This window comes from Mucilaginibacter sp. (genome assembly GCF_039207105.1).
In the GTDB taxonomy this organism is placed as follows: Bacteria; Bacteroidota; Bacteroidia; order Sphingobacteriales; family Sphingobacteriaceae; genus Mucilaginibacter.
Map to the genome: position 1 here is coordinate 18,469 of NZ_JBCECK010000041.1, position 21,736 is coordinate 40,204.

Here is a 21,736-nt window from a genome sequence, read left to right on the forward strand (position 1 = left end):
TTGTTTTACCAAACTGAAAGACAGGCTGAGATCAAACCCATTGGAATTGCAGTTCTGAGTATTGAGTTTTAAGTTTTGAGTATTATCTTTTTGATAAACTCACAACTCATAACTGGTCACTCACAACTCAATCCCATGCACCTGATCCGGGTAATGCCGGCGTAGGAAGAGGTAACCAGGTTAAGTGTACTGCACGTGAGCCCTGACGGGCAGATGGTTTAACTAATTTATTTTTATCATTATTTTGAAATCTTTATTCGCGGCCATCGCCGTAATGCTGCTGCTACCTGCTATGGCATCGGCCCAACTTTCTATCTCCGGAAAAGTTACTAACGCTACAGGCGAAACACTGCCCGGTGCTACCGTTACTATTACCCCCAATGTACTGAATGCCATTGCCGATGCTACTGGCAAATATGGTTTTAATGATTTAAAACCAGGCAACTATACTTTAAAAGCCAGCTACATAGGCTACCAGGTTATCACCAAAAATGTAAACTTACGCGCCAGCGAAATAATTAATATAACCCTCAGCTCCGGCACATTGAGCGCCGAGGAAGTTACCATAAGCTCGACCCGGGCCAGTAAAAACGCGCCAACCGCATATACCAACCTGAGTAAAAAAGACCTGGAGAAAAACAACTTTGGTCAGGATCTGCCTTACCTGCTCAACCAAACCCCATCTGTAGTAACTACTTCGGACGCGGGCGCGGGCATTGGTTATACCGGCATCCGCATACGTGGTTCTGATGCAACCCGCATTAACGTTACTATCAACGGCATACCTTATAATGATTCGGAAAGCCAGGGCTCCTACTTTGTGGATCTGCCGGATATTGCCTCATCTGTTGATAATATCCAGATCCAGCGTGGTGTGGGTACATCAACCAACGGCGCAGGCGCTTTTGGCGGTAGTATCAACATACAAACCACTACCCGCCGGGATACAGCCTATGCTGATATCAATACCTCGGCCGGCTCTTATGGCTCTATCAAAAACACAGTTAGTGCCGGTACAGGTCTGTTGGGCGGTCATTTTAGTCTGGATGGCCGTTTATCACGCATCCACTCTGATGGTTATATTGACAGAGCCTCATCTAACCTGAAATCGTTTTTCGTGAGCGGTGCATGGTATGGTAAAAACAGCACGCTAAGAGCCAATGTGTTTTCGGGCTATGAAACTACCTACCAGGCCTGGAACGGTATTGCCGATTATGTAATTGGCGATAATACCCGTGCCGATAACCGGACTTATAACGAACTGGGCTTAATGAGCAACGGTTCTTTCTATAAAAATCAGGTAGACCATTATATCCAAAACCACTACCAGTTATTGTACGATCAAAAATTATCTGATAAGCTATCCTTTAGCGGCGCTTTGCACTATACCAGAGGTAAAGGATATTATGAGGAGTTCAGAAATGCAGATTCATTAAGCAGTTACGGCATTGCGCCCGTTGTAGTTGGTAATAATACCATCAGCGCTACCGACCTGGTACGCAGGTTATGGCTGGATAATGATTTTTATGGCGTTACCTATGCTTTAAAATATCAGCCTCAAAGCAATTTGAACTTAAACCTGGGTGGTGCTTACAACCAGTACTCAGGCGCACATTTTGGTGATGTGATCAGCACACAGGAAAACATTGGCCTGTCGCCAAACTATGAGTACTATCGCGATAGCGCCAAGAAGAACGATTTTAACATTTATGCCCGTGCCGAATGGCACCTGAGCAAAGTATTGCTTTATGCCGATATGCAGTATCGCCATATTTATTATTCGTTTTTCGGGATAGATAAAAACCTGAATAACGCGCAGCAAAGCGCCGAACTCAACTTTTTTAACCCGAAAGCCGGTATCACCTACCAGTTTAATGAACATAGCAATATTTACGCTTCATTCGCGTTAGGCAACCACGAACCTAACCGTGATGATTATGTCGATTCGCCACCACAAAACAGGCCTAAATCAGAAAACCTGAAAGATTTTGAAGCGGGTTACCGCATCAGCGGTTCGGTATTTAGCGGCGGCATTAACGGCTTTTACATGCTATACAAAAACCAGCTGATATTAACTGGAGCTTTGAATGAAGTGGGTTCACCCATACGCACCAACGTAAAGGATAGCTACCGCGCCGGTGTGGAGCTGGATGGAAGGGTAAAAATTACCAGCCAGTTAAACTGGGCCGTAACAGCTACCTGGAGTGCCAATAAGATCAAGAACTATCAACAATTCTTTTCTAATTATGATGATGGCACCCTTGTGGGCGAGACCTTTAAGAGTACCGACATTGCCTTTTCTCCATCGTTTGTGGGCTCAAGCGTAATTAGCTACAGCCCGGTTAAAGGCGGCGAGATAGCGTTTATCAGCAAATATATCAGCAGGCAGTATATTGATAATACCATGAACCGCAACCCTGAAGGTTTTACCATTGCACCAGAAAATATTGACAATCCTTATGCTGTGAACCGCTACCTGAAAGGCTATTTTGTGAGCGATGTAAGGTTGAGGTATAACTTTAATGCATGGTCGATAAAAAACATTGGTTTGGGCTTGCAGGTTAACAACATCTTCAGCAAAAAGTATGAAGCCAATGGCGCAACATATCCGGATATTGAAAGCGGTCATGTAGTAAACTATAACTACTTTTTCCCGCAGGCGCCACGGAACTTTATGGCATCATTGAGTCTGAGTTTTTAATGGTTATCGATTCCTTTTGAGGCGGGTAATAACCCATGAAAAAGTATGATTTTTAAAATTGAATGGCAAACAAATGACTCACCCGGTCTACGCTTCACTGGACTTCGCTCTCTTCGCCTGCGGCGGAAAGAGGGAGTTTGGAAAATGGATTAAGGATAAAAGACAAAGGAGCATAATAAATGTTTCTCCCCATCCTCTTTCCAGCGAAGCTGAAGAGAGGGTCGACAAGCGCAGCGATGTCGGGGTGAGTCGATAAATTGCCTGATTTGATGAAGCTGCCTGTCAATAGGCTAATAACCCTCTAAAGAGAGGATTTTTTACTAATTATGTATAGCTTATTAAACCTCTTTATTGAACAAATACAGGAAACCACCTGGCTTCAGTGGCTTGCCGTTATTTTGGGCATAGCCGAGGTTTTGCTGGCCCGCAGTAACAACATCTGGCTTTATCCTGCCGGCATTTTAGGTACTTCGGTAGCTATTTATTTGCTGCTGGATGTTGGCTTGTATGCCGAATCGATACTGAATGGGTATTATGTGGTGATGAGTATTTATGGATGGATCTATTGGATAAAAAAGAAGAACGAACCACCTGTAAAAATCAGCTGGCAAACCCAAAATGAATGGGTTATTAGCATTGCCATATGCGTTGTGGGCTGGGTATTTTTTTATGTGCTGCTTAAAAACCTTCCGGCAAAATATTTTACGCCGTCAAACGTACCTGTTTGGGATGCCCTAATTTCATCAACAGCATGGGCCGGAATGTGGCTTTTAGCCCGTCGTAAAATAGAGAACTGGGTATTTTTAAACATATCAAACCTGTTTGCCATACCTATATTGTTTTACAAACACCTGCCCATGTTTGCCCTGCTTACCCTATTTTTATTTGTAGTGGCCATTTTTGGCTATTTTGATTGGAGAAAAAAAGTTTTGAGTACTGAGTTATGAGTTTTGTCGTAGCTCACAAATTCAACTCACAACTCAATACTTATAACTTAAAACTCGATGCATCCCTCACACCACCTCAAGCCCGAATGGGTTAAAACAATACGCAAAACTGCTCCGCTGGCCGAGCAGGCTGGCATGCTGCACCCCGATCAGCTAAAACTGATATATGAACAGGGCTGGTTCAAGTTCCTGGTGCCTGAGGTTTACTCCGGGTTACAGCTTGCACTACCCGATATGGTGAGGCTGGAAGAAAGCCTGGCCTGGGCCAATGGCAGTTTAGGTTGGGTGGTAACACTTTGCAGTGGCGCGGGTTGGTTTGGTGGTTTTTTATCGCCCAAAATAGCCCCTGCATTATTTGCTAATCCGCATTTATGCCTGGCAGGCAGCGGCGCATCCACCGGAACGGCTACTATTGTTGATGGTGGCTACATTATTAACGGCCATTGGAAATACGCCAGTGGCGTGCATCATGCAACACACTTAACAGCTAATTGCATTATTAAAAATGGTGATGAAACTGTTTTAGACAAACAGGGAAACCCGTTGATCTTACCATTTATTTTCGACCGTAAAGATGTAATCCTTTTATCTGCCTGGAAATTTATGGGTATGATGGGTACCGGCAGCGATGCCTACGAAGTGCATAACCTCTTTGTTGAAAAAGACCGCTGCTTTAAAATCGATCCGGAATATACCGTGATTGATGCTCCACTATACAAATATCCGTTTTTGCAATTGGCAGAAGCTACGCTGGCGGCCAATATATCAGGCCTCGCGGTGCACTTTACCGACCTATGCGTACCCATATTCGCCGAAAAAACAAGCGGCAAAAAATTAAGCGCTGCTCAAAAGGCTATCATGAGTCAAAGCCTCAGCAGCCTAACCCATGAACTGAATACCTCACGCGCCGAATTTTATCAGGCTGTTGATGCCTCCTGGCAAGGCTGTTTAGTTGGTAACGCCACCTCGCTCGATCTGGTAAGTGGCACAAGCCGCAAGCTTGCCAAAGCCGCCCGGGAATGTGTTGATCAACTATATCCTTACTGCGGCTTACAAGCAGCAAATCCCGATACTGAAATGAACCAGGTATGGCGAGATCTGCATACAGCCAGCCAACATTCCTTACTCACCTTTAACTAAAAGTATATTTTAGTGTAACAATAAGCTATTATTAACATAAATTTTTTATTGCTTTTTAATTTCATTGCTGATATTTGGCCCATTCAAAATACAAGCTATGAAGTTTAAATACCTGTTAATTATTTCCTTATCCGCTGCCTCTTTGTCGGTATCGGCACAAAAAAAGAAAGCAGCTGTCAATCAAAATCCCTCTACCGCAGCTACATTGCCCCGCCCCAAGCTGGTGGTTGGTTTAGTGGTTGATCAAATGCGCTGGGATTACCTTTACAGGTATTATGACCGCTACCAAACAGGTGGTTTTAAACGCTTATTGAATGAAGGCTTTACCTGCGAAAACACCAATATTGATTATATACCTACTGTAACAGCCGCGGGCCATACCTGCGTTTACACTGGTTCGGTACCGGCTATACATGGCATTGCCGGTAATGATTTTATTATTCAGGCTACCGGTAAATCAATGTACTGCACAGATGATAGCACAGTTAGGGCAGTAGGCAGCACCTCAAAGGCCGGCCAAATGTCGCCGCGCAATTTGCTGGTTACTACCGTTACCGATGAGTTAAGACTGGCTACCAATTTCCGCTCAAAAGTAATTGGAATCGCTTTGAAAGACAGGGGCGGTATTTTACCGGCCGGCCACACCGCCAACGCGGCCTACTGGTTTGATGATGCCAGTGGAAACTGGATCACCAGTACCTATTACATGAACGACCTGCCTGCATGGGTTAAAAAGTTTAACGATCAGAAAGAACCGGAAAAATTCCTGAAACAGGACTGGAATCCGCTTTACCCAATAAACACCTACGTGCAAAGCGCCCCAGATAATAGCAGCAAGTACGAAGGCAAATTTCCAGGTACGGCTGCACCAACCCTACCGGTTAAAACTTCTGAATTATACAATGGCAAAATGGGCATGATCCGCTCGACTCCTTTTGGTAACACCATGACGCTTGACCTTGCCCGTGCTGCTGTTGAAGGCGAACAATTAGGCAAAAACACCGTTACCGACTTTTTAGCAGTGAGCCTTTCATCAACAGATTATGTTGGTCACCAGTATGGCCCCAATTCTGTTGAGGCAGAAGATACCTATTTAAGACTTGATAAAGACCTGGCTTCGTTTTTCAGTTACCTTGACGCAACTGTAGGCAAAGGCAATTATTCGGTTTTCATCACTGCCGATCATGGTGCCGCGCATAACGCCACTTTTCTGGCTGATCATAACATACCTGCCGGTACCTGGAATGATGCTGCTACCAAAACCGAAATGAATAAATTGCTGGAAGATAAATACAAGGTTAAAAATCTGGTGATCAGCATGGACAACTACCAGGTTAATTTTGATAACGCTGCCATCAAAAAAGAAGGCCTGAGTGAAGATGCTATCAAATCAGACTGTATCCAATACCTGCAAAAACAACCGGCAATTGCCTTTGCGGTAGATATGCAAAAAGCCCAGACCGCTAATCTTCCCGAAGAATTACGTACCCGTATTATCAATGGTTACAATGTGGAGCACAGTGGTGTTATTCAAATTATATTAAAACCGGGTATTTATTCGGGCCACGGTACTACCGGAACAACACACGGTACCTGGAATCCTTATGATACACATATCCCATTGGTATTTATGGGCTGGGGCATTAAACATGGCAGCCTTACCCGTCAAACACATATGACAGATATTGCGCCTACCGTAGCGTCCCTACTACATATTCAAGCTCCTAATGGCAACATAGGCAAAACTATCAGCGAAGTTCTGGTTCAGGAAAAAAATTAATTATTAGTCCGAAAGTCGGTAAAGTCTGAAAGAAAAAACAACTTTCGGACTTTACCGACTTTCCGTCTTTCTGATTTATACACTACTTTCGGACTTCCCGACTTCACCGACTTTCGGACTAAAAAAATGAAAAAATACATATCTAAATTTCATTATCTAACGCAGGATATTGCCGACCGTAGCCATGTGCAACAGGTACAAACAGCATGCGCGGCAGGAGCCAACTGGATACAGTACCGCTGTATGACAAAACCTGAAAATGAGTTGATTGATGAAATAAACGAAATAGCTACAATTTGTGACGATTGGGGCACTACGCTGATCATTACCAATCATTATCAAATACTTAACCACGTTGATGTACAGGGCGTACACATCGAAGACCTGAACGCCGATTTTGAAAGCATCCGCGAAACCATTGGTGAAGATAAAACACTTGGGGCATCGGCTACCAACCCCGATGACCTGCTAAAAATACAAAGCCTTGGTGTCGTTGACTATTGCGGCTATGGCCCCTTTGCCGCTACTGCTACCAAGCCTAATAATTACTCCTTGCTTGGATTTGAAGGCTATCGCAAATTAGAAAGATTAGCTGTTGAAATTCCCGTTATAGCAGTAAGTGGTATTCAGCTACAGGATGTGGAATTATTGTTAAAAACGGGCGTCTACGGCATAGCAGTATCAAGCGCCATTAATCTTTCACCTGATCCCGGGGCAGCTTTGAAAGCTTTTTACAGGAAGCTTTATTAACACCGGTTACTTGATACTTAATTTTTCATCAATTATTCATTAAATCTGCTTACTTTTAAACAATGTCTTCGCACCACATTGTACGAGAAAAGCAGGAACCAGCATTATTGGTTCTTGGGGTCGATCATTTTCCGGAGGAGCAGCTGGGCCAGTTGCTGGAATGGAGCCCTACAGTGATCACCACACCACACACAGCCGAAAAACTGGATTCCTTTGGAATCAAGGTAGATTGGGTGATCGCGAACGAGTACAATGGGTTATTACAATCAGACATCAAATTGTTGCCCAACGGCGATGACACGCTAACAACAGCAGCTTTAAAATATTTGATAGCGCACAACTATCCGGCGGTAAACATCGTAACTGATGTATTGTATTGGGATGAGTTTGTTAAATATGCTGATAAGATAAGCCTGGTGATATTTCAGGAGAATCAAAAAATTTATACCGTAAATTCGGGTTTTAGCAAGTGGAAACCCGCAGGAGAGACAATCAGCCTATTATTTAGCCCCACGCTATTAAACTATAGCGGACTACAGCAAACAGGCCCAATGCATTACCAAACCATGCGAGATGGTTTTTTTAGCCTGCAATTTGAGCAACCGTTTTTATTTATTGCCGAAGATCTGGATAATGTATAAAAACTCGTTTTAGCAGCTAAAAATATAATTGGTGTGCTTTTTGTTAAAAATATTAAAACACGCATTAAACCGTTTAAACATTTATTAGTCTATACATTATAAATCAGCAAAAGAAGCCAGCTGATCAGTTAAAATTTTTCATCATGAAACGGATATATAAGAATTTATTTTCAATCGCATTAGGTAGCCTTTTGAGTTTGTCTTTAGCCTTTACTGCCAACGCACAACATAGAAGCAGCGGAGGAGGCGGTGGTGGCGGCGGTGGCGCAAGATCATCCGGTGGTGGCGGTGGCGGAGGCGGTTACTCCAGGCCTTCCAGCGGTTCTTTCTCACGTCCGTCATTTAATGGTGGTGCACAGCGTTCAGCTATAGCCACACCTCAACGTAGTTATGGCAGTGCCATGCGCAGTGGTGTAACTGCAGCTCCACAGCGTACAACAGGCTTTGCCCAAAGGCATACCGTAGGTGTAGCACCTGGTGGCAACCGTGTTGTTACCGGAACAGGTGCCCGTACCTATAGCGGTACTCGCGGCTATGCCAGTGTTGACAGGCGTGCTTACAGCGGTGGCCGTGCTGCATATGGCAACTACGGTTACGGACGCAGGGTTTACACAGGTGGTTATGGCCGTTATGGTGGCCGTGGCGGGTACTTTGGTAGTCACTATTACTATCCGTACCGCAACTACTACAACTCATACTACCTGCCAAGGCTTGGCTTTAGCATAGGTTTTTTACCTTACGGTTATTACCCATTTTTCTGGGGCGATTACCAGTACTATTACAGCGATGGTTTATACTACCGCCAGTACAATGATCAATACACCGTAGTTGAACCACCGGTAGGTGCCGAGATCAAGAAGTTGCCTTCAGACGCGCAATCTATTATGATCAATGGCGAGCAGTATTACGAGTCAAACGGTGTTTACTACCAACCAATCACCAAAGACGATGGTACAGCAACCTACGTAATTGCAGGTAAAGATGGTGAACTGAATACCGACAACGGAGGTAATGGCGATATGCAACAAGCACCTCAGATAGGTGATGTTGTGAATCAATTGCCTGATGACAGCCGTAAAATAAAGATCAACGGCGAAAAGCTGTATGTATCTCCTGATGGCTACTACTACCAGGAAACATCAGACAACAATGGCAACAAAGCTTACAAAATTGTAGGTACTCCATCTGATGATCCGGCAGATCAGGATCAGAATCAACAATAAAATATTTATAAAATTTAAATAAAAACAGGCTGCTCCTTAAAAGAGGCAGCCTGTTTTGTTATATCCAAACAAAAATTTATTTACCAAAAGTTATAAAAGTATCTGAACGGGTTGACAAATAGCTGATTTTACCCCTATATTGGCCGCCGATGAAGTATATAACCGGTTTACTTTTTATTGTATTTCTGCATATATCATTAAATACCAATGCGGCAATACTTACTAACGACCTTAAATTATACAAAGGCAATAACGCGTATATCCAATACGTTGGCCGGGTTGACTTTTCAAACCCGTTAAAACCCCGGATGTGGTCACCTGGTGTTTATATCAAAGCCCGATTTAAAGGTAAAAAATGCGAATTACTGATTAACGACGAGGTTTTGTACGGCAAAAACCATAATTACCTGGAGATAGCCGTTGATAATAACACGCCTTATCGCATACAAACTACCGGAAAAGTTAATGTAATTACCGTTGCAGAAGGACTATCGGATGGTGAGCATACCATAGTGATCTGCAAGAATACCGAATCGAACATTGGTTATATCGACTTTGTGGGCATCCGCTGCCAGGAGCTTTTGCCTTCATTACCGCAACCAATGCGTAAGATTGAATACATTGGCGACTCCATGACCAGCGGTGCCGGTATGGATCAATCTATTATGCCCTGCGGCAAAGGCGAATGGTATGACCAGCATAATGCTTATATGAGTTATGGCGCGCGTACTTCACGCAACCTCAACGCGCAATGGCAGCTTACCTCCGTTTCTGGGATCGGGCTGATACATAGCTGCTGTAATATGGATGTAGAAATGCCGGAAGTATTTGATAAGGTTAACCTCCGCACTGATTCTTTAGCCTGGGATTTTAAGCGTTACCAGCCAGATGTAGTTACCGTATGTCTGGGGCAGAACGATGGCGTACAAGACTCGGTTCTGTATTGCGATGCTTATACCAAATTCATAAAAACCGTAAGACAAAAATATCCCACCGCGGATATAGTTTGCTTAAGCAGCCCTATGGCCGATGAAAAGCTATCCTCTGTATTACAGCGCTATATTACTGCAATAACAGAGTCAGCCAATGCTAATGGAGATAAAAAAATATTTAAATATGCTTTCTCCCGAAGATATTATCAGGGTTGCGGCGGGCACCCTGATATGAAAGAACATGAATTTATAGCCGACGAATTAACCGCTTATCTTAAACAGCTTAAAGGCTGGTAGTTTATTTACTTATCATTTTTTCCACTGTCATCCTAAGGAACGAAGGATCTATTAGCGAACTATGCATATTGGTTAATAGATACTATTGTTAAACACTTACGAAGTTTTTAAAACTTCGTAAGTGTACCCAGTTGTTCTTTTGATTACTCATAGCTATGCCGCTCAAAATCATAGTCAGATTGTGAGGTAATGATCTTTTTTCGCCGCTGAACGTCGGTATCCAGGTTATGATCATAAATATTATCTGTAACCGCTATGTCGCGGTCTTTATCCTTTTCGGCAAAGTAAATATTGGCCTCCGCGGTTTTAGCTATGGCTACATCATATGGCCCCTTGGGCGACATCAGCTTCACAAAAACCGGTAAACATTCAAACAGGATGAACAGGTACCCGATAAACGAAATGGCGAGGTAAGTATCCAGATCGCGCGAGCCATTTTCATTGTAAGTGAGTTGCCCCAGCGCCCAGTTCCTGTCGCTGAAACCTGCTATTTTGGTGAGGCTGTCTAATTGATACTCAGAAAAAAGCCGGGTGCTGTTTAAGCCCTCGTAGTCCTTTCGGGCGGCAAGGTAATTATCCATTTGACCTAGGTTTTGGGTGACTTCTTTCAGGCGGTTTTCCTTTTCTTCCAGTACCTGCTGCTTTTGCTTGGCGTAGGTTCCGTAACCTGTTATACCCGATGTTTGGTTGGTTTTATCACCGAAAACCTCTTGATTCAGTTGAAAACGCGACCGGTTGATATCCTTTTCCAATGAATCTTTTTCCTGTTTCAAATCGTTATTTTTACCCATCTCCATAGCATATTTTTGCTGATAGGTTTTTTCAAGGGTATCAATTTTACGGTGCTGCCCTTTCAGGTATGCGGTTTTTAACTTCTGGCGTATCTCTTTATCAAATATCTTCAGTTCAAGCGGTCGCGAAATAACCACACCTATCATAATAGCCAGCAAAATACGCGGCGAGGCCTGCAGTATTTGCTGATTGGTGGTACCATCCTTATTAATGCTGGATACAATGTAGCGGTCCATATTAAAAATGGCAGTACCCCAAAGTATCCCAAATAAAATAGCAAACCCAACGGCAAAAGCATCGCCGTTAAAAACAAAGTACATAGCATACCCGCCGGATAGGGAGGCAAACAACGCGGTGAAAAATATAGTTGCGCCAATACCCACGTATTTGTTATGCTCAATAGGATATTTTTTTAGGGTATCAATATGCGCTCCTGAACAAAACCAGAAAAAGCGTGTAACTTTTTTCATTTATGTGTTATATTTTTTGTTTACGACAGTGCAATTAGCAGACCAAACAATTCACCCACTATCGTTATTTTATAGCTTATGCCCCTTTAAACGCAATAGCCGTGCAAAATTATATATAAAACGCACTTACCCACCTATTGTTACAAAATTTGGACTTAATTATTTGATGCAGAAAAAAGCTACCTTTGGATTATAATTTATTTGACATGAACGAGATAACCGTACAGGAACTAAAAGAAAAACTTGATAAAGGCGAAGATTTTCAGCTGATTGATGTTAGAGAAGATTTTGAGTATGAAACCTCCAATCTGGGCGGGCAGTTAATACCGCTTGGCGGCATTTTAATTGAGGCCGATAAGGTAAGTAAAGATAAACCGGTTGTGGTAATGTGCCGCAGCGGAAAACGCAGCGCAGCTGCCATTATGCAATTGCAGCAATTAGGCTACACCAATCTTTATAATTTACAGGGTGGTATTTTGGCCTGGGCCTCAGAAATTGACCCTACACTAAACGTATATTAATATGGGCTTTAAGTTAGTGCTTAATGTGCTTTATACAGTGGGTATTGTATTATGCCTGTTTGTTGCATACCAGGCCAACGCAAGTAAAAACTTTACATTACTGGGTGCTGCCATATTGATAGCAGGCGTTGTAATTGTATTAAAAATAAGATTGCTAAAAGAAGTAAAGAATTCGCAATTAAAGAAGTAAAGAGCTTTCTCAAAAAGCTATAATAACATCGCGTGTTCATAAACGATTCAGGAATGGTGTGTAAACCTCTTTTAATCAGATACGGCTTACTGTATTGAGAAAAGCGGTTTACACATCATACTTAATTACGTTTTTCTTTTTCAAAAACATCATTATTTGATCTCCCGACTCATCAATATCATTTAGCTCGGTATTGATGGTTAGTGCCGCATCCTGAGGGCATTCATAAGGTGAATTTATACCCGTGAAATCAGGAATTTCATTATTTAACGCCTTTTTATAAAGTCCTTTAGGGTCTCTCCTGATGCATTCTTCCACACTGCATTCTATGTAAACCTCTATAAATCTGTCTTCCGGGAACATTGCTTTTACCATATCCCTGTCTGTTTTAAAAGGCGATATAAAGGAGCACAGTACAATTGAACCTGATTGGTAAAAGAGGGCAGCCACCTCGCCGGCTCTTCTGATATTTTCATTACGGTCTTTACGGGTAAAGGATAGGTCGCTATTTAAGCCAGATCTGAGGTTATCGCCATCCAATACATATACCTGGCAATGGTGTTGAAACAGCTTTGAACACACATTGGCTGCAATAGCCGATTTGCCTGAGCCGCTTAAACCCGTAAGCCAAACCACAACGGCTTTATGCCCGTTCCTGCCCTCTATGTCATTCAGGCAAATTGCATTTTCAACCGGGATGATGTTTTTATAGGTCATTTTTCGGGTTGTGCTGAAAATAAATTTACTCTTTATCTTTCAGCGGTTTATATAAACCTACCCTTAAAATACGATAGTAATAAGCTAATTGGCTTATTTGATCATTACTCCGGCATCTTTAAAGCCATCCAGATCGGCCAGTGAAGGATCTTTTTCGGTAACCAGGGCATCAATAGCGTTAGCTGCGCAAACATAATAAGGATCTGATGCACCAATTTTATCATAGGTAGATAAAGCGATAACATATTTTGATGTTTCGATCATGGCCCGGTCAATCAGGCTTTCCTCATAGGTAAAGCCTGTAATACCTGTTTTCAGATCAATGCTGCAAATACCCAGCAGGCATACGTCGGCCCTGAAATTGCGGATGGCCTCAATAGTTTCATACCCCTGGGTGGAAAACGCGTGCTTATTCAACTGGCCACCTATAAAGAAAACGGTAACATTCGGATAATCTTCCAAAACAGAAACAACGGGGAAGCTATTGGTAACAACAGTTAAAGCAATATCTTTAGGTAAGGCAGAAACCACCGCAGTGGTAGTGGTACCGGCATTAACCAGTAAAACTTGGCCCGGTTTAATAAACTCCAATGCTTTTTGAGCAATCAGTTTTTTTTGCTGCGTATCAATATGCTGGCGTTCTTTAAAGTGGGGGTGCGCCGGCGAACTAATGATAGCACCACCACGAACGGCTTTTAACAATCCTTTATCCGATAGTTCTTTAATATCCCGCCTCACGGTATCGGTTGATACATTAAGCAACAGGCTCAGGTCGTCAAGAATCACTTTATTTTCTTTAGCAACCTGATCAACTATTTTCTGAAGGCGTTCGGCTTTAAGCATCAACAAATATAGATATAAATTAAACATTGCAAAAATTTGCAATAAATTAACATTAAATTGCAAATTATAGAAAATAATTGCATATTATTGCATCATGAAAACTTTAAAAAGAATAGCCGTAGATATGGATGGGGTTTTGGCCGATACCGACACTCATTTTATAGCCTGGTATTATAATGTTTATGGTGTTCAGATACCTTACGAACAAATAGTAGGTAAACCTGAGGGCGAAGGTTTTCCGGAAAAGGATGCCTGCCGTAAATTCGCGTTTACGCCGGGCTTTTTCCGCACCCTGCCGGTAATGCCGGGGCCGTTGAGGCCATAACGGAGTTAATGAAGGAATATGAGATTTACATTGTATCGGCAGCAATGGAATTTCCGCAGTCGCTGCCCGAAAAATTGGAGTGGCTCAAAGAGCATTTCCCATTCATTCCCTGGACTCACATTGTTTTCTGCGGAGATAAAAGCCTGATCAATACCGATTATATGATAGATGACCACCCTAAAAACCTGGATAAGTTTAAAGGCACAACCATTATGTTTAATGCTGCGCACAATACCTACATTGATCACCATCAACGGGCTAATTCATGGACAGAGGTTTTGGCCCTGTTAAAAAAGGAAAGCAGTTTGGTAACTGAAGAATAACAACAAAGCCGCTTTATTACTAAAGCGGCTTTGCTATATTATAAGCTATTGCCTTATTCGGCATCGTAAATAACCACTTTTTCAAAGAAAACACGGAACTCATCCAGGAACGCTTTATGTACCAGATGAACCTGGTAAACATCATGACCGGCCATATCTTCAAAAAACAGGATCAGGCTAAAAGTATAAGTAGTATCAACCACTGCACGCTCAATGGCTGCAGGCGTGCCTACATGAAAAGTTTTAACAGTTTCAATTTGCTCTAAGCTTTCCAAACCTTTGCGGAATGCTGCTTTTTGGTCGTCAGTAGTGTCGGCTTTTAGCCAGAATAAAACGTGATGTGCTATCATTTTGTATTTTTTTCAAATGTAGCAATTAGCCGTTTTCATAACCGCTGAATTTTCAAATTCCACAGCTATGGATTATTTAATCATGAATTAAGCTGAAGAAAACATAGATAAAGCTATTTTTACGTGCTCAAGCTCAGTTTATGCAAAGAAGATCGGCCCTTAAAAATATCGGCGGACTGTTATTAGTCCCCTCACTTACATTCGCTAGCACATCCGCCAAAAAACAACCGGTATTAAGGGTTGCTCATTTAACCGATATCCACCTTAAAAATAAATTTGACGCGCCTGCCAGATTTGTAAAATGCCTACACCACATGCAGCAGCAAAGCCCAAAAGTTGATCTTGTGCTCAACGGCGGCGATGTTGTATTTGATATGAACAAAGAAAATATCAGTACAATTGACGATCAGTGGCAGCTTTCCAAATCAATCATGAAAGCCGAATGTAGTGCACCAGTACGCTACTGCCTGGGCAATCATGATATCTGGTGGAACGAGGACGACAAAGGACAAGCCATTTACGGGAAAAAGTATTCTATGGATCAGTTAGGCTTGGTTAAGCCATACTATAGTTTCACCCAAAATGGCTGGAAATTCATTATCCTGGATAGTGTTCATCTGGATATTGACAATACCTGGTATATAGGTAAATTGGGCGACGAACAATTTAACTGGCTTGAACAAGAGCTCCAAACCACACCCTCAACTATGCCTGTACTGGTGTTAACGCATATCCCTGTTTTAACGGCGACTAATCTTATTGAAGATAATACCGTTAACCGATGGGTAATGTACGGCGGTGATATGCATACCGACAATGCCAAAATAATCAGCCTGTTTTACAAGCACCCAAATGTTAAACTTTGCCTGAGCGGACATATTCATCTCCGCGAAAAGCTGATTTATAACAACGTTACTTATATATGCAATGGCGCGGTAAGTGGTGCTTGGTGGGAGGGCAACCGAAGGGAAACCGCTCCGGGCTATGGTATTATTGACCTGTATGCTGACGGAAGCTTTACAGAAGATTATATTAATTATTAAGGTTTTTTACCACAATTTATCTTTCGCAGTTTATTAACCATTGGTTACCAAACTTATCGGTCAGGTCGCCGAAAGTGGCCCCCCAAAAGGTAGCACTTAAAGGGTGGGTGGCATCGCCGCCTGCAGCTAAATTATCGTAATAATTCTGCGCCTCGGCCTCACTTTTGCAATTTAATAACAGTGAAACTGAATTGCCTTTTACCAAGCCGGTTTCGGGCACCATATCTGAGGCCGTAAGTACCATATCGTTTTTGACGAGCGTGGCATGCAAAACGCATTGCTTCATACAGGGCGGCATGGGGTCGGCAAGTGGCAAATCGCCTACGGTTTGAACCATAAGTTCGCCGCCCAGGCATTCCTGGTAAAAGATCATCGCTTCCAAGCAGTTGCCGTTAAAGGTTAGGTACGATTGAATATTAGCCATTGCATTTCGTATTTCAGATACGGTTTACCGACAAAACAAAAATCGGCACTACAATGCAAAATAACAGGGGGCTAATACGACAATTGAGAGGGTAATTACGACAACAGATCAATATCATCCCCCTCATTAACAGGCAGACTGAAGTAAAACGTTGAACCTTTATCTACCTCACTTTTTACCCAAACCTTTCCATCGTGGCTTTCTATGATCTCCCTACACAGAAACAAACCCAGCCCATAACCTTTAGTACGGATCTGGTTTTCCTGCTCTACACGGCAATACTTATTAAACAATAATTTTTGCCCTTCCGGTTCAATACCGCAACCTTTATCCTTAACAGATACAATAGCGTTTGATCCGGATTTTTTGCAGGCTATATGTACATGGCTTTTTGAGGACGAAAATTTAACGGAGTTAGTAATATAATTAGTTAATACCTGCACAATCTTATCCTGATCGGCATATACCCAAACGGGCTCAGACAGATCAAATTTGAAAACCCGCTCCGGAAACAAAAAAGTCATATTCGACATGACATCTACAATGAGCTCATTCAAATAAAAACCGTTTTTATGCACGGATAAACGATTATTCTGTACCTGCGACAATGTTAAAAAGTTATCAATAAGCCCGGCCATAAACACCATTTGCTGATCGGCTTGCGTCATTTTACATTCTATAGCCGTATTATGATCATCTTTTGCCAGGCGGCCCGCATTTTGAATATATATTTTTGCAACACTCAGCGGTGTTCTGAGCTCGTGGCTTAAAAAAGCCATCAGGTCCTTTTTTAAATTTTCTTCTCGTTTTAAAGCGGTGATATCGGTAATGGTACCCATCATTTTCATGGCGATGCCATCATTGCAATACAACTTCCCGGTTATCTTAACCCATTTACACAAATCATTTTCCTTGTTATTAATTAGCAGCTGGGCTTCAAATTCCTGATTTGTTTTACAGGCTGTAGTGGCTATTGATAAAACTTCTTCCTGTTTCCATTCCACCAGCTTACGCATTAATGCTGCTAAGCTAAATGTGATACTGCCCTTTAACCCAAAAAACTGGCTGGCAACGGGGTCAAGATGAAATTTTTTGGCATACACGCTATAGCTCCACATGCCTATCCCGGCTGTGGCCAGCACATTGGTTATGGCCGTTTCCCTGGTAAGGGAACGCTCAGAAATATTAACCAGAAAGGCATAAGGACTAAGCACCTGACCCGGAAATGGAGCACTCTCTGCCGCCCTTGCCGGTTGCCAAAAAGCTGGTGTATCCAATTTTTCTGAATTACGCTTGGGGTATTTGATCAAAGTTGCCATGCCGATAAGAGTTTTACTATCATAAAACTAATTTAACCGGAATGATACAGGCTGTGCTATTCGGTGAGTGGGCAAAAACTATCGTTGAATTGCTAAAATGCCTCTCCAAGCCCCAGGGTAATGGAACTGTAGCCCTTACTAATGCCATAGTCAATGCCGATGTTGGTATTGGAGCCCTTATTAAATTTGATCCTTAAACCCGTACCTGCCGCAGGGTGCCAGGAGGTAAAAAGGGTTCCGGAGCCGCTTACTGTATTAACATTGGCAAACAGAACAAAGCCCAGCAAACCATTCGGGGTAATATCGCGGCGGTATTCACCCTCCATGTAAAATAATGAACCGCCACGGTAACGGTTCTGATCCATGCCACGACCTGAGCGGTTATACGGATCCCAGCCAATACTTGGCAAATCGAGATAAGGAGCGTTAGTGCCTAAAACAGTCCAGTAATAAGTCCATACCGCGAAAGTATTCTGCTGATCTGGCCTGGACGGATTTAGCGGAATGTATTTTCTAAGATCGATATAAACAGAATGCCAGCTGCGATCGCTACCCATAAATCCGGGATTTTCACGGTAAACCAAACTGGCATAAGCACCCGGCAAAGGGTTGATAGAATTGTTGCGGGTATCATACAAAACATTCATACTGATACCTGAAGAAACCGAACTTCCATTTGTACCATATTTATAGCCGGTATATTGTGTCAGGTTAATATTAGGGTCATCGCTTACAACATTGGAATGGTAATCCAGATTATAGCCTAAGCCCGCAAAAAAGTAAGGCGTTATTTTTTTCAAAGCGGCCTGATAAAACCGGATATATCGGTAATTCACCAATGTCTTTTCGTCGGTACCGTGACTACTGCCAAGTCCCCAGGTATACTGCGGGTAAACCAAAAAGCGAACATCCCCCTGTATATTCCACGAATTATCAGGCAGCCAAACGCTTGAGCGTAAAGGCAAACCAAAACGGCTGTGAAAATTCCAGTATGGAGCAAACGATGCACTTGACAAATTGGTAGTACTGGCCGGACCCAGATACATACCTGCCGTAGTACTGGTAACTAACGCCCTACCATTTCCACCCGGCGCGGCTCCGCTTACAGGTAAAATAGAAAAATATATCTTTTTTTGCCCCTGGGTGCGCACTTTTTGCGGCGATATATGAAATACATCTTTGGCAATATCAATCAAATCGGTTTTGTTAGCGGTATCCTTCACAGCCGGCCCGCTTTGAGGTGTAGTGATAGGAGCTTGAGCAAACACAGTGACAGGTAACAGGCAAATGAGTAATAAAAGGTATTGGCGCATATAATTACATAATATCAGCGCTATCACAATGATAACTACACGTAATAACCAGCTACTTCCTGTTTTGTTGGCACGTAAATTTTATTTTACTCTGTAAAGCACTATAAATCAACCCAGAAAAACACTATTAATCTAACACTATCGATAATTCTACATTAATTTGCTTTAAAAAATACTCATCGTGCGATATCACAATAAGCGTTCCTTTATACTGATTTATAGCAGCGGTTAAAATTTCAATATTTTGAATATCCAGGTTATTGGTAGGCTCATCCAACACAATAATATCCGGCGCCTGGTTGCTTATGGTTAATGAACAAAGCATCAACCGCATCTTTTCTCCGCCACTAAGTGCACTACATGGCTTATCCCAATATTCTTTAGTAAACAAAAAGCGGTTTAAACGTATCTTAATATCATGCTCCTGCAGTGCACCGGAGTTAAATTGTTGCGCCTGTTCATACACACTCAGTTTATTATCAATTAATGAATAATCCTGATCAATGTATATCGCCCTGACACCAGCCCGGTCAATTGTCCCCAAACCCGGCTCGAGTTCACCCAGTATCATTTTTATCAACGTGGTTTTTCCAGATCCATTTAAACCTTTAACAGCTAACCGCTCTCCGCTTTTTATTTGAAAGCTCAGTGGCAGTTTCCACAACGGTTTATCCGCATATCCAAAATTCACATCCTTCGCGGTTATCAGTATTTTCCCGTTATGCAGTGCGGAGTTATCAAAATCCATCTTCATCTTATCCACATCGGGCAGCTCTTTGCGCAGTTGGCTAAGCTCCTGAGCTATGGAACCTACCTTTTCGGCATGAACGCCCTTCATCCTCGAAGTACTTTTCTCGGCATTGTTTTTAAACGTTTTCATGGAAATAGTGGGCAGGCCTGCCTTTTCCTGCTTTTTCTTTCCCCTGGCATCCAGCTTCTGCTGCCGTTCTATTGACTCCCTTTCAGTTTCTTTAGCTTTGCGCAGCGCCTTCTCTTTATTGTTTAAACTTTGATTCAAAGCATCTCCTTCAATCGTTTTCTGCTCAGCGTAAAAGTCATAATTACCCCCGTAGGTAGTTATACCGCGTTTGCCGAGTTCGCAAACAGTATCCAAAAGATTTAATAACGTACGGTCATGGCTCACTACCACTAAAGTATTTGTAGTGGTTGTTATATAAGTATAAAGAATGTTGCGGCTAAACCCATCCAAATGATTACTTGGCTCATCCAGTAAAACTATTTCGGGGCGATGAATGCTGATACCAGCCAAAAACACCTTCGTTCTTTGACCTCCGCTTAAGGTTTCCATTTTTTGCGATAAGTCAAACTCATCCAGCTTCCAATGAGCGAAAGCTTCACGGCACCTTTCCTCAATGGCCCAGTCATCGTCAAGTACGGTCATGTTCTCCTCAGTCACATCACCCTCCAGAATTTCCTTCAATGCTTTTAATTTGGGGGCTATCTGCAACGCCTCGGCAATAGTATAATTATTGTATTGACCAAAAATCTGGGGCACGTAATAAGGCACTGAACTGGCTTTAACCAATCCATCGACCGGGTGCAAACTACCGGCCAAAATTTTCAGCAAAGTTGATTTTCCTGAACCATTATTGCCTATCAGGGCAGTTTTATCTTGTTTATTGATGATGAGATCTATACCGGCAAACAATAGATCTCTGTTGGGATGTATATATGTAATGTCTTGTAGAATAAGCATAATTTCTTTCTTTAAAGAGTGAATAATTGCAGCGGTCTTGTGCAAAACCCCTGATTTATTTTTTCCTGAAAGAAATTATAATTACATATAAACGTACTTATTGGTGACGTGCAATGATAAGAAAAAAATTCACCCTAAGCAAAAACACCTAACAAACTAATGATGGGTTGGGGTAATTATCAGTCTGATCTTCGATAGTATTATCCAAACATTGAAAGTCTTTTTCTATCAATAAATGAAGTACTCCGACAGTTTCATGAAAACCAACATCATCAGTAGTTGCCCAATTTGTAGTTATTTCTTCAGGCACAAAAACAGTTATCTTATTGTTTTCAAAATTGGCCGATAGTTCATTGGATTCATAAACCTGCAAAGCATAAGTCAATGAACTACTACCAAACGCGGTTTGCTCTTCCAGGTAGCCATTATTAAAAAACATTTGCACATCTGTTTTACTAAGGCGGTAACGTAATGAGTTCCCTTTGATTCTTATTTTCATAATACTTATTTTAATTAGTTTACTGCAAAACCTTAAATCCTTTCATTATGATAAATTTTTGATCGCCAGAATCGACTTAAAATCCAGAAAAAACATCTTATCGTCGTAAATTTTCACTTTAAATTCATTTAAAACATAAATTATTTCAATTATAGTGAATTTCAAACTACATAAAACGAGTTAAATCATAAAAATTTAGAAAATATAAGACTTAAAACTATATCAATATTGCTAAAATCATAAAAATGATTAAAAATTGCAATTTTTAAAGATCAAAAATTCGCAATTTTTAATTTAATTAGCTAATATTGTTACCATAATGCTTACAGGTCGCGCTTTAATGCATTATAAAAACAGTTTTTGCTTTAACATTTAAAAAAATCAGGCCATGTTTCAACCAACCATTGTAGTTGTTGGAAATGGGATGGTAGGTTATAAGTTTTGTGAAAAACTATTAGCCAGATCGTTACATTTCAATA

At 41.8% G+C, this 21,736-nt stretch carries 20 protein-coding genes and 1 pseudogene; 12 read left to right on the top strand and 9 right to left on the bottom strand.

The genetic code is table 11. The annotated features are described in order from the left end of the window. The first annotated feature begins 244 nt into the window (after positions 1 to 244). The 8 genes from AAGC65_RS10780 (at position 245) to AAGC65_RS10815 (ending at position 10,411) form a co-directional block, all read left to right on the top strand. Positions 245 to 2,701 carry a TonB-dependent receptor gene (locus tag AAGC65_RS10780; protein WP_343112455.1) on the top strand — a complete coding sequence of 819 codons (2,457 nt, stop codon included), beginning with the start codon at positions 245 to 247 and terminating at the stop codon, positions 2,699 to 2,701. A 326-nt stretch (positions 2,702 to 3,027) separates the two neighbouring features. Further along, complete coding sequence (pnuC, locus tag AAGC65_RS10785; protein ID WP_343112456.1) at positions 3,028 to 3,648, top strand: nicotinamide riboside transporter PnuC; 621 nt, start codon at positions 3,028 to 3,030, stop codon at positions 3,646 to 3,648. Positions 3,649 to 3,705: 57 nt separating this feature from the next. Continuing rightward, positions 3,706 to 4,788, top strand: coding sequence for an acyl-CoA dehydrogenase (locus AAGC65_RS10790; protein WP_343112457.1), 1,083 nt, complete (start codon positions 3,706 to 3,708; stop codon positions 4,786 to 4,788). Positions 4,789 to 4,885: 97 nt separating this feature from the next. Beyond that, positions 4,886 to 6,568: an alkaline phosphatase PafA gene (gene pafA / locus AAGC65_RS10795; protein WP_343112458.1), complete on the top strand. Its 1,683-nt coding sequence runs from the start codon at positions 4,886 to 4,888 to the stop codon at positions 6,566 to 6,568. A 126-nt stretch (positions 6,569 to 6,694) separates the two neighbouring features. After that, the gene (locus AAGC65_RS10800; protein ID WP_343112459.1) at positions 6,695 to 7,318 is read left to right on the top strand and encodes a thiamine phosphate synthase; all 624 of its coding nucleotides are present in this window, start codon (positions 6,695 to 6,697) and stop codon (positions 7,316 to 7,318) included. Positions 7,319 to 7,380: 62 nt separating this feature from the next. Next, complete coding sequence (locus AAGC65_RS10805; protein WP_343112460.1) at positions 7,381 to 7,959, top strand: thiamine diphosphokinase; 579 nt, start codon at positions 7,381 to 7,383, stop codon at positions 7,957 to 7,959. Between the two features lie 143 nt (positions 7,960 to 8,102). Next, a complete protein-coding gene (locus AAGC65_RS10810; RefSeq protein WP_343112461.1) occupies positions 8,103 to 9,182 on the top strand; it encodes a DUF6515 family protein in 1,080 nt (359 codons plus the stop codon). Between the two features lie 149 nt (positions 9,183 to 9,331). Then, positions 9,332 to 10,411, top strand: a complete 1,080-nt coding sequence (locus AAGC65_RS10815) for a GDSL-type esterase/lipase family protein (RefSeq protein WP_343112462.1) — start codon at positions 9,332 to 9,334, stop codon at positions 10,409 to 10,411. Between the two features lie 143 nt (positions 10,412 to 10,554). Here the strand turns inward: AAGC65_RS10815 and AAGC65_RS10820 are convergent, their stop codons facing one another. Then, positions 10,555 to 11,673 (bottom strand): DUF4407 domain-containing protein, encoded by a 1,119-nt coding sequence (locus AAGC65_RS10820; RefSeq protein ID WP_343112463.1) that lies wholly within the window; start codon positions 11,671 to 11,673, stop codon positions 10,555 to 10,557. A 206-nt stretch (positions 11,674 to 11,879) separates the two neighbouring features. On the opposite strand from AAGC65_RS10820, the gene AAGC65_RS10825 reads away from it, so the two are divergent. Further along, complete coding sequence (locus tag AAGC65_RS10825) at positions 11,880 to 12,194, top strand: rhodanese-like domain-containing protein (RefSeq protein ID WP_343112464.1); 315 nt, start codon at positions 11,880 to 11,882, stop codon at positions 12,192 to 12,194. A gap of 1 nt (position 12,195) precedes the next feature. Then, on the top strand, positions 12,196 to 12,384 hold the full coding sequence (locus AAGC65_RS10830) for a DUF6358 family protein (protein ID WP_343112465.1): 189 nt from the start codon (positions 12,196 to 12,198) through the stop codon (positions 12,382 to 12,384). A gap of 108 nt (positions 12,385 to 12,492) precedes the next feature. On the opposite strand, the gene cysC is transcribed toward AAGC65_RS10830, so the two are convergent. Next, on the bottom strand, positions 12,493 to 13,101 hold the full coding sequence (gene cysC, locus AAGC65_RS10835) for an adenylyl-sulfate kinase (RefSeq protein ID WP_343112466.1): 609 nt from the start codon (positions 13,099 to 13,101) through the stop codon (positions 12,493 to 12,495). Between the two features lie 93 nt (positions 13,102 to 13,194). Beyond that, positions 13,195 to 13,944, bottom strand: coding sequence for a DeoR/GlpR family DNA-binding transcription regulator (locus AAGC65_RS10840; RefSeq protein ID WP_343112467.1), 750 nt, complete (start codon positions 13,942 to 13,944; stop codon positions 13,195 to 13,197). Between the two features lie 124 nt (positions 13,945 to 14,068). Between AAGC65_RS10840 and AAGC65_RS10845 the strand changes: the two are divergent. Further along, positions 14,069 to 14,592, top strand: a pseudogene (locus tag AAGC65_RS10845) (5' nucleotidase, NT5C type). 53 nt (positions 14,593 to 14,645) lie between these two features. Here the strand turns inward: AAGC65_RS10845 and AAGC65_RS10850 are convergent. After that, positions 14,646 to 14,942: a Dabb family protein gene (locus AAGC65_RS10850; RefSeq protein ID WP_343112468.1), complete on the bottom strand. Its 297-nt coding sequence runs from the start codon at positions 14,940 to 14,942 to the stop codon at positions 14,646 to 14,648. 140 nt (positions 14,943 to 15,082) lie between these two features. On the opposite strand from AAGC65_RS10850, the gene AAGC65_RS10855 reads away from it, so the two are divergent. Next, positions 15,083 to 15,985, top strand: coding sequence for a metallophosphoesterase (locus tag AAGC65_RS10855; RefSeq protein ID WP_343112469.1), 903 nt, complete (start codon positions 15,083 to 15,085; stop codon positions 15,983 to 15,985). A gap of 16 nt (positions 15,986 to 16,001) precedes the next feature. Here AAGC65_RS10855 and AAGC65_RS10860 read toward each other — a convergent pair whose 3' ends face one another. The 5 genes from AAGC65_RS10860 to AAGC65_RS10880 all read right to left on the bottom strand — a co-directional run bounded on the left by AAGC65_RS10860 (position 16,002) and on the right by AAGC65_RS10880 (position 21,257). Next, entirely contained in the window at positions 16,002 to 16,409 is a 408-nt protein-coding gene (locus AAGC65_RS10860; protein ID WP_343112470.1) for a VOC family protein, read from the bottom strand. A 95-nt stretch (positions 16,410 to 16,504) separates the two neighbouring features. Then, positions 16,505 to 17,728 (bottom strand): PAS domain-containing sensor histidine kinase, encoded by a 1,224-nt coding sequence (locus AAGC65_RS10865; RefSeq protein ID WP_343112471.1) that lies wholly within the window; start codon positions 17,726 to 17,728, stop codon positions 16,505 to 16,507. 92 nt (positions 17,729 to 17,820) lie between these two features. Continuing rightward, positions 17,821 to 19,041: a hypothetical protein gene (locus AAGC65_RS10870; RefSeq protein WP_343112472.1), complete on the bottom strand. Its 1,221-nt coding sequence runs from the start codon at positions 19,039 to 19,041 to the stop codon at positions 17,821 to 17,823. A 127-nt stretch (positions 19,042 to 19,168) separates the two neighbouring features. After that, positions 19,169 to 20,758, bottom strand: a complete 1,590-nt coding sequence (locus AAGC65_RS10875) for an ABC-F family ATP-binding cassette domain-containing protein (RefSeq protein WP_343112473.1) — start codon at positions 20,756 to 20,758, stop codon at positions 19,169 to 19,171. 148 nt (positions 20,759 to 20,906) lie between these two features. Beyond that, a complete protein-coding gene (locus AAGC65_RS10880; RefSeq protein ID WP_343112474.1) occupies positions 20,907 to 21,257 on the bottom strand; it encodes a DUF7009 family protein in 351 nt (116 codons plus the stop codon). Between the last annotated feature and the right edge of the window lie 479 nt (positions 21,258 to 21,736).

What these genes read in the sequence shown, in the direction of transcription:
- pnuC (WP_343112456.1), top strand. Translation starts at nt 3,028, where the DNA reads ATGTATAGCTTATTAAACCTCTTTATTGAACAAATACAGGAAACCACC.
- AAGC65_RS10790 (WP_343112457.1), top strand. Translation starts at nt 3,706, where the DNA reads ATGCATCCCTCACACCACCTCAAGCCCGAATGGGTTAAAACAATACGC.
- pafA (WP_343112458.1), top strand. Translation starts at nt 4,886, where the DNA reads ATGAAGTTTAAATACCTGTTAATTATTTCCTTATCCGCTGCCTCTTTG.
- AAGC65_RS10800 (WP_343112459.1), top strand. Translation starts at nt 6,695, where the DNA reads ATGAAAAAATACATATCTAAATTTCATTATCTAACGCAGGATATTGCC.
- AAGC65_RS10805 (WP_343112460.1), top strand. Translation starts at nt 7,381, where the DNA reads ATGTCTTCGCACCACATTGTACGAGAAAAGCAGGAACCAGCATTATTG.
- AAGC65_RS10810 (WP_343112461.1), top strand. Translation starts at nt 8,103, where the DNA reads ATGAAACGGATATATAAGAATTTATTTTCAATCGCATTAGGTAGCCTT.
- AAGC65_RS10815 (WP_343112462.1), top strand. Translation starts at nt 9,332, where the DNA reads ATGAAGTATATAACCGGTTTACTTTTTATTGTATTTCTGCATATATCA.
- AAGC65_RS10820 (WP_343112463.1), bottom strand. Translation starts at nt 11,673, where the DNA reads ATGAAAAAAGTTACACGCTTTTTCTGGTTTTGTTCAGGAGCGCATATT.
- AAGC65_RS10825 (WP_343112464.1), top strand. Translation starts at nt 11,880, where the DNA reads ATGAACGAGATAACCGTACAGGAACTAAAAGAAAAACTTGATAAAGGC.
- AAGC65_RS10830 (WP_343112465.1), top strand. Translation starts at nt 12,196, where the DNA reads ATGGGCTTTAAGTTAGTGCTTAATGTGCTTTATACAGTGGGTATTGTA.
- cysC (WP_343112466.1), bottom strand. Translation starts at nt 13,101, where the DNA reads ATGACCTATAAAAACATCATCCCGGTTGAAAATGCAATTTGCCTGAAT.
- AAGC65_RS10840 (WP_343112467.1), bottom strand. Translation starts at nt 13,944, where the DNA reads ATGCTTAAAGCCGAACGCCTTCAGAAAATAGTTGATCAGGTTGCTAAA.
- AAGC65_RS10850 (WP_343112468.1), bottom strand. Translation starts at nt 14,942, where the DNA reads ATGATAGCACATCACGTTTTATTCTGGCTAAAAGCCGACACTACTGAC.
- AAGC65_RS10855 (WP_343112469.1), top strand. Translation starts at nt 15,083, where the DNA reads ATGCAAAGAAGATCGGCCCTTAAAAATATCGGCGGACTGTTATTAGTC.
- AAGC65_RS10860 (WP_343112470.1), bottom strand. Translation starts at nt 16,409, where the DNA reads ATGGCTAATATTCAATCGTACCTAACCTTTAACGGCAACTGCTTGGAA.
- AAGC65_RS10865 (WP_343112471.1), bottom strand. Translation starts at nt 17,728, where the DNA reads ATGGCAACTTTGATCAAATACCCCAAGCGTAATTCAGAAAAATTGGAT.
- AAGC65_RS10870 (WP_343112472.1), bottom strand. Translation starts at nt 19,041, where the DNA reads ATGCGCCAATACCTTTTATTACTCATTTGCCTGTTACCTGTCACTGTG.
- AAGC65_RS10875 (WP_343112473.1), bottom strand. Translation starts at nt 20,758, where the DNA reads ATGCTTATTCTACAAGACATTACATATATACATCCCAACAGAGATCTA.
- AAGC65_RS10880 (WP_343112474.1), bottom strand. Translation starts at nt 21,257, where the DNA reads ATGAAAATAAGAATCAAAGGGAACTCATTACGTTACCGCCTTAGTAAA.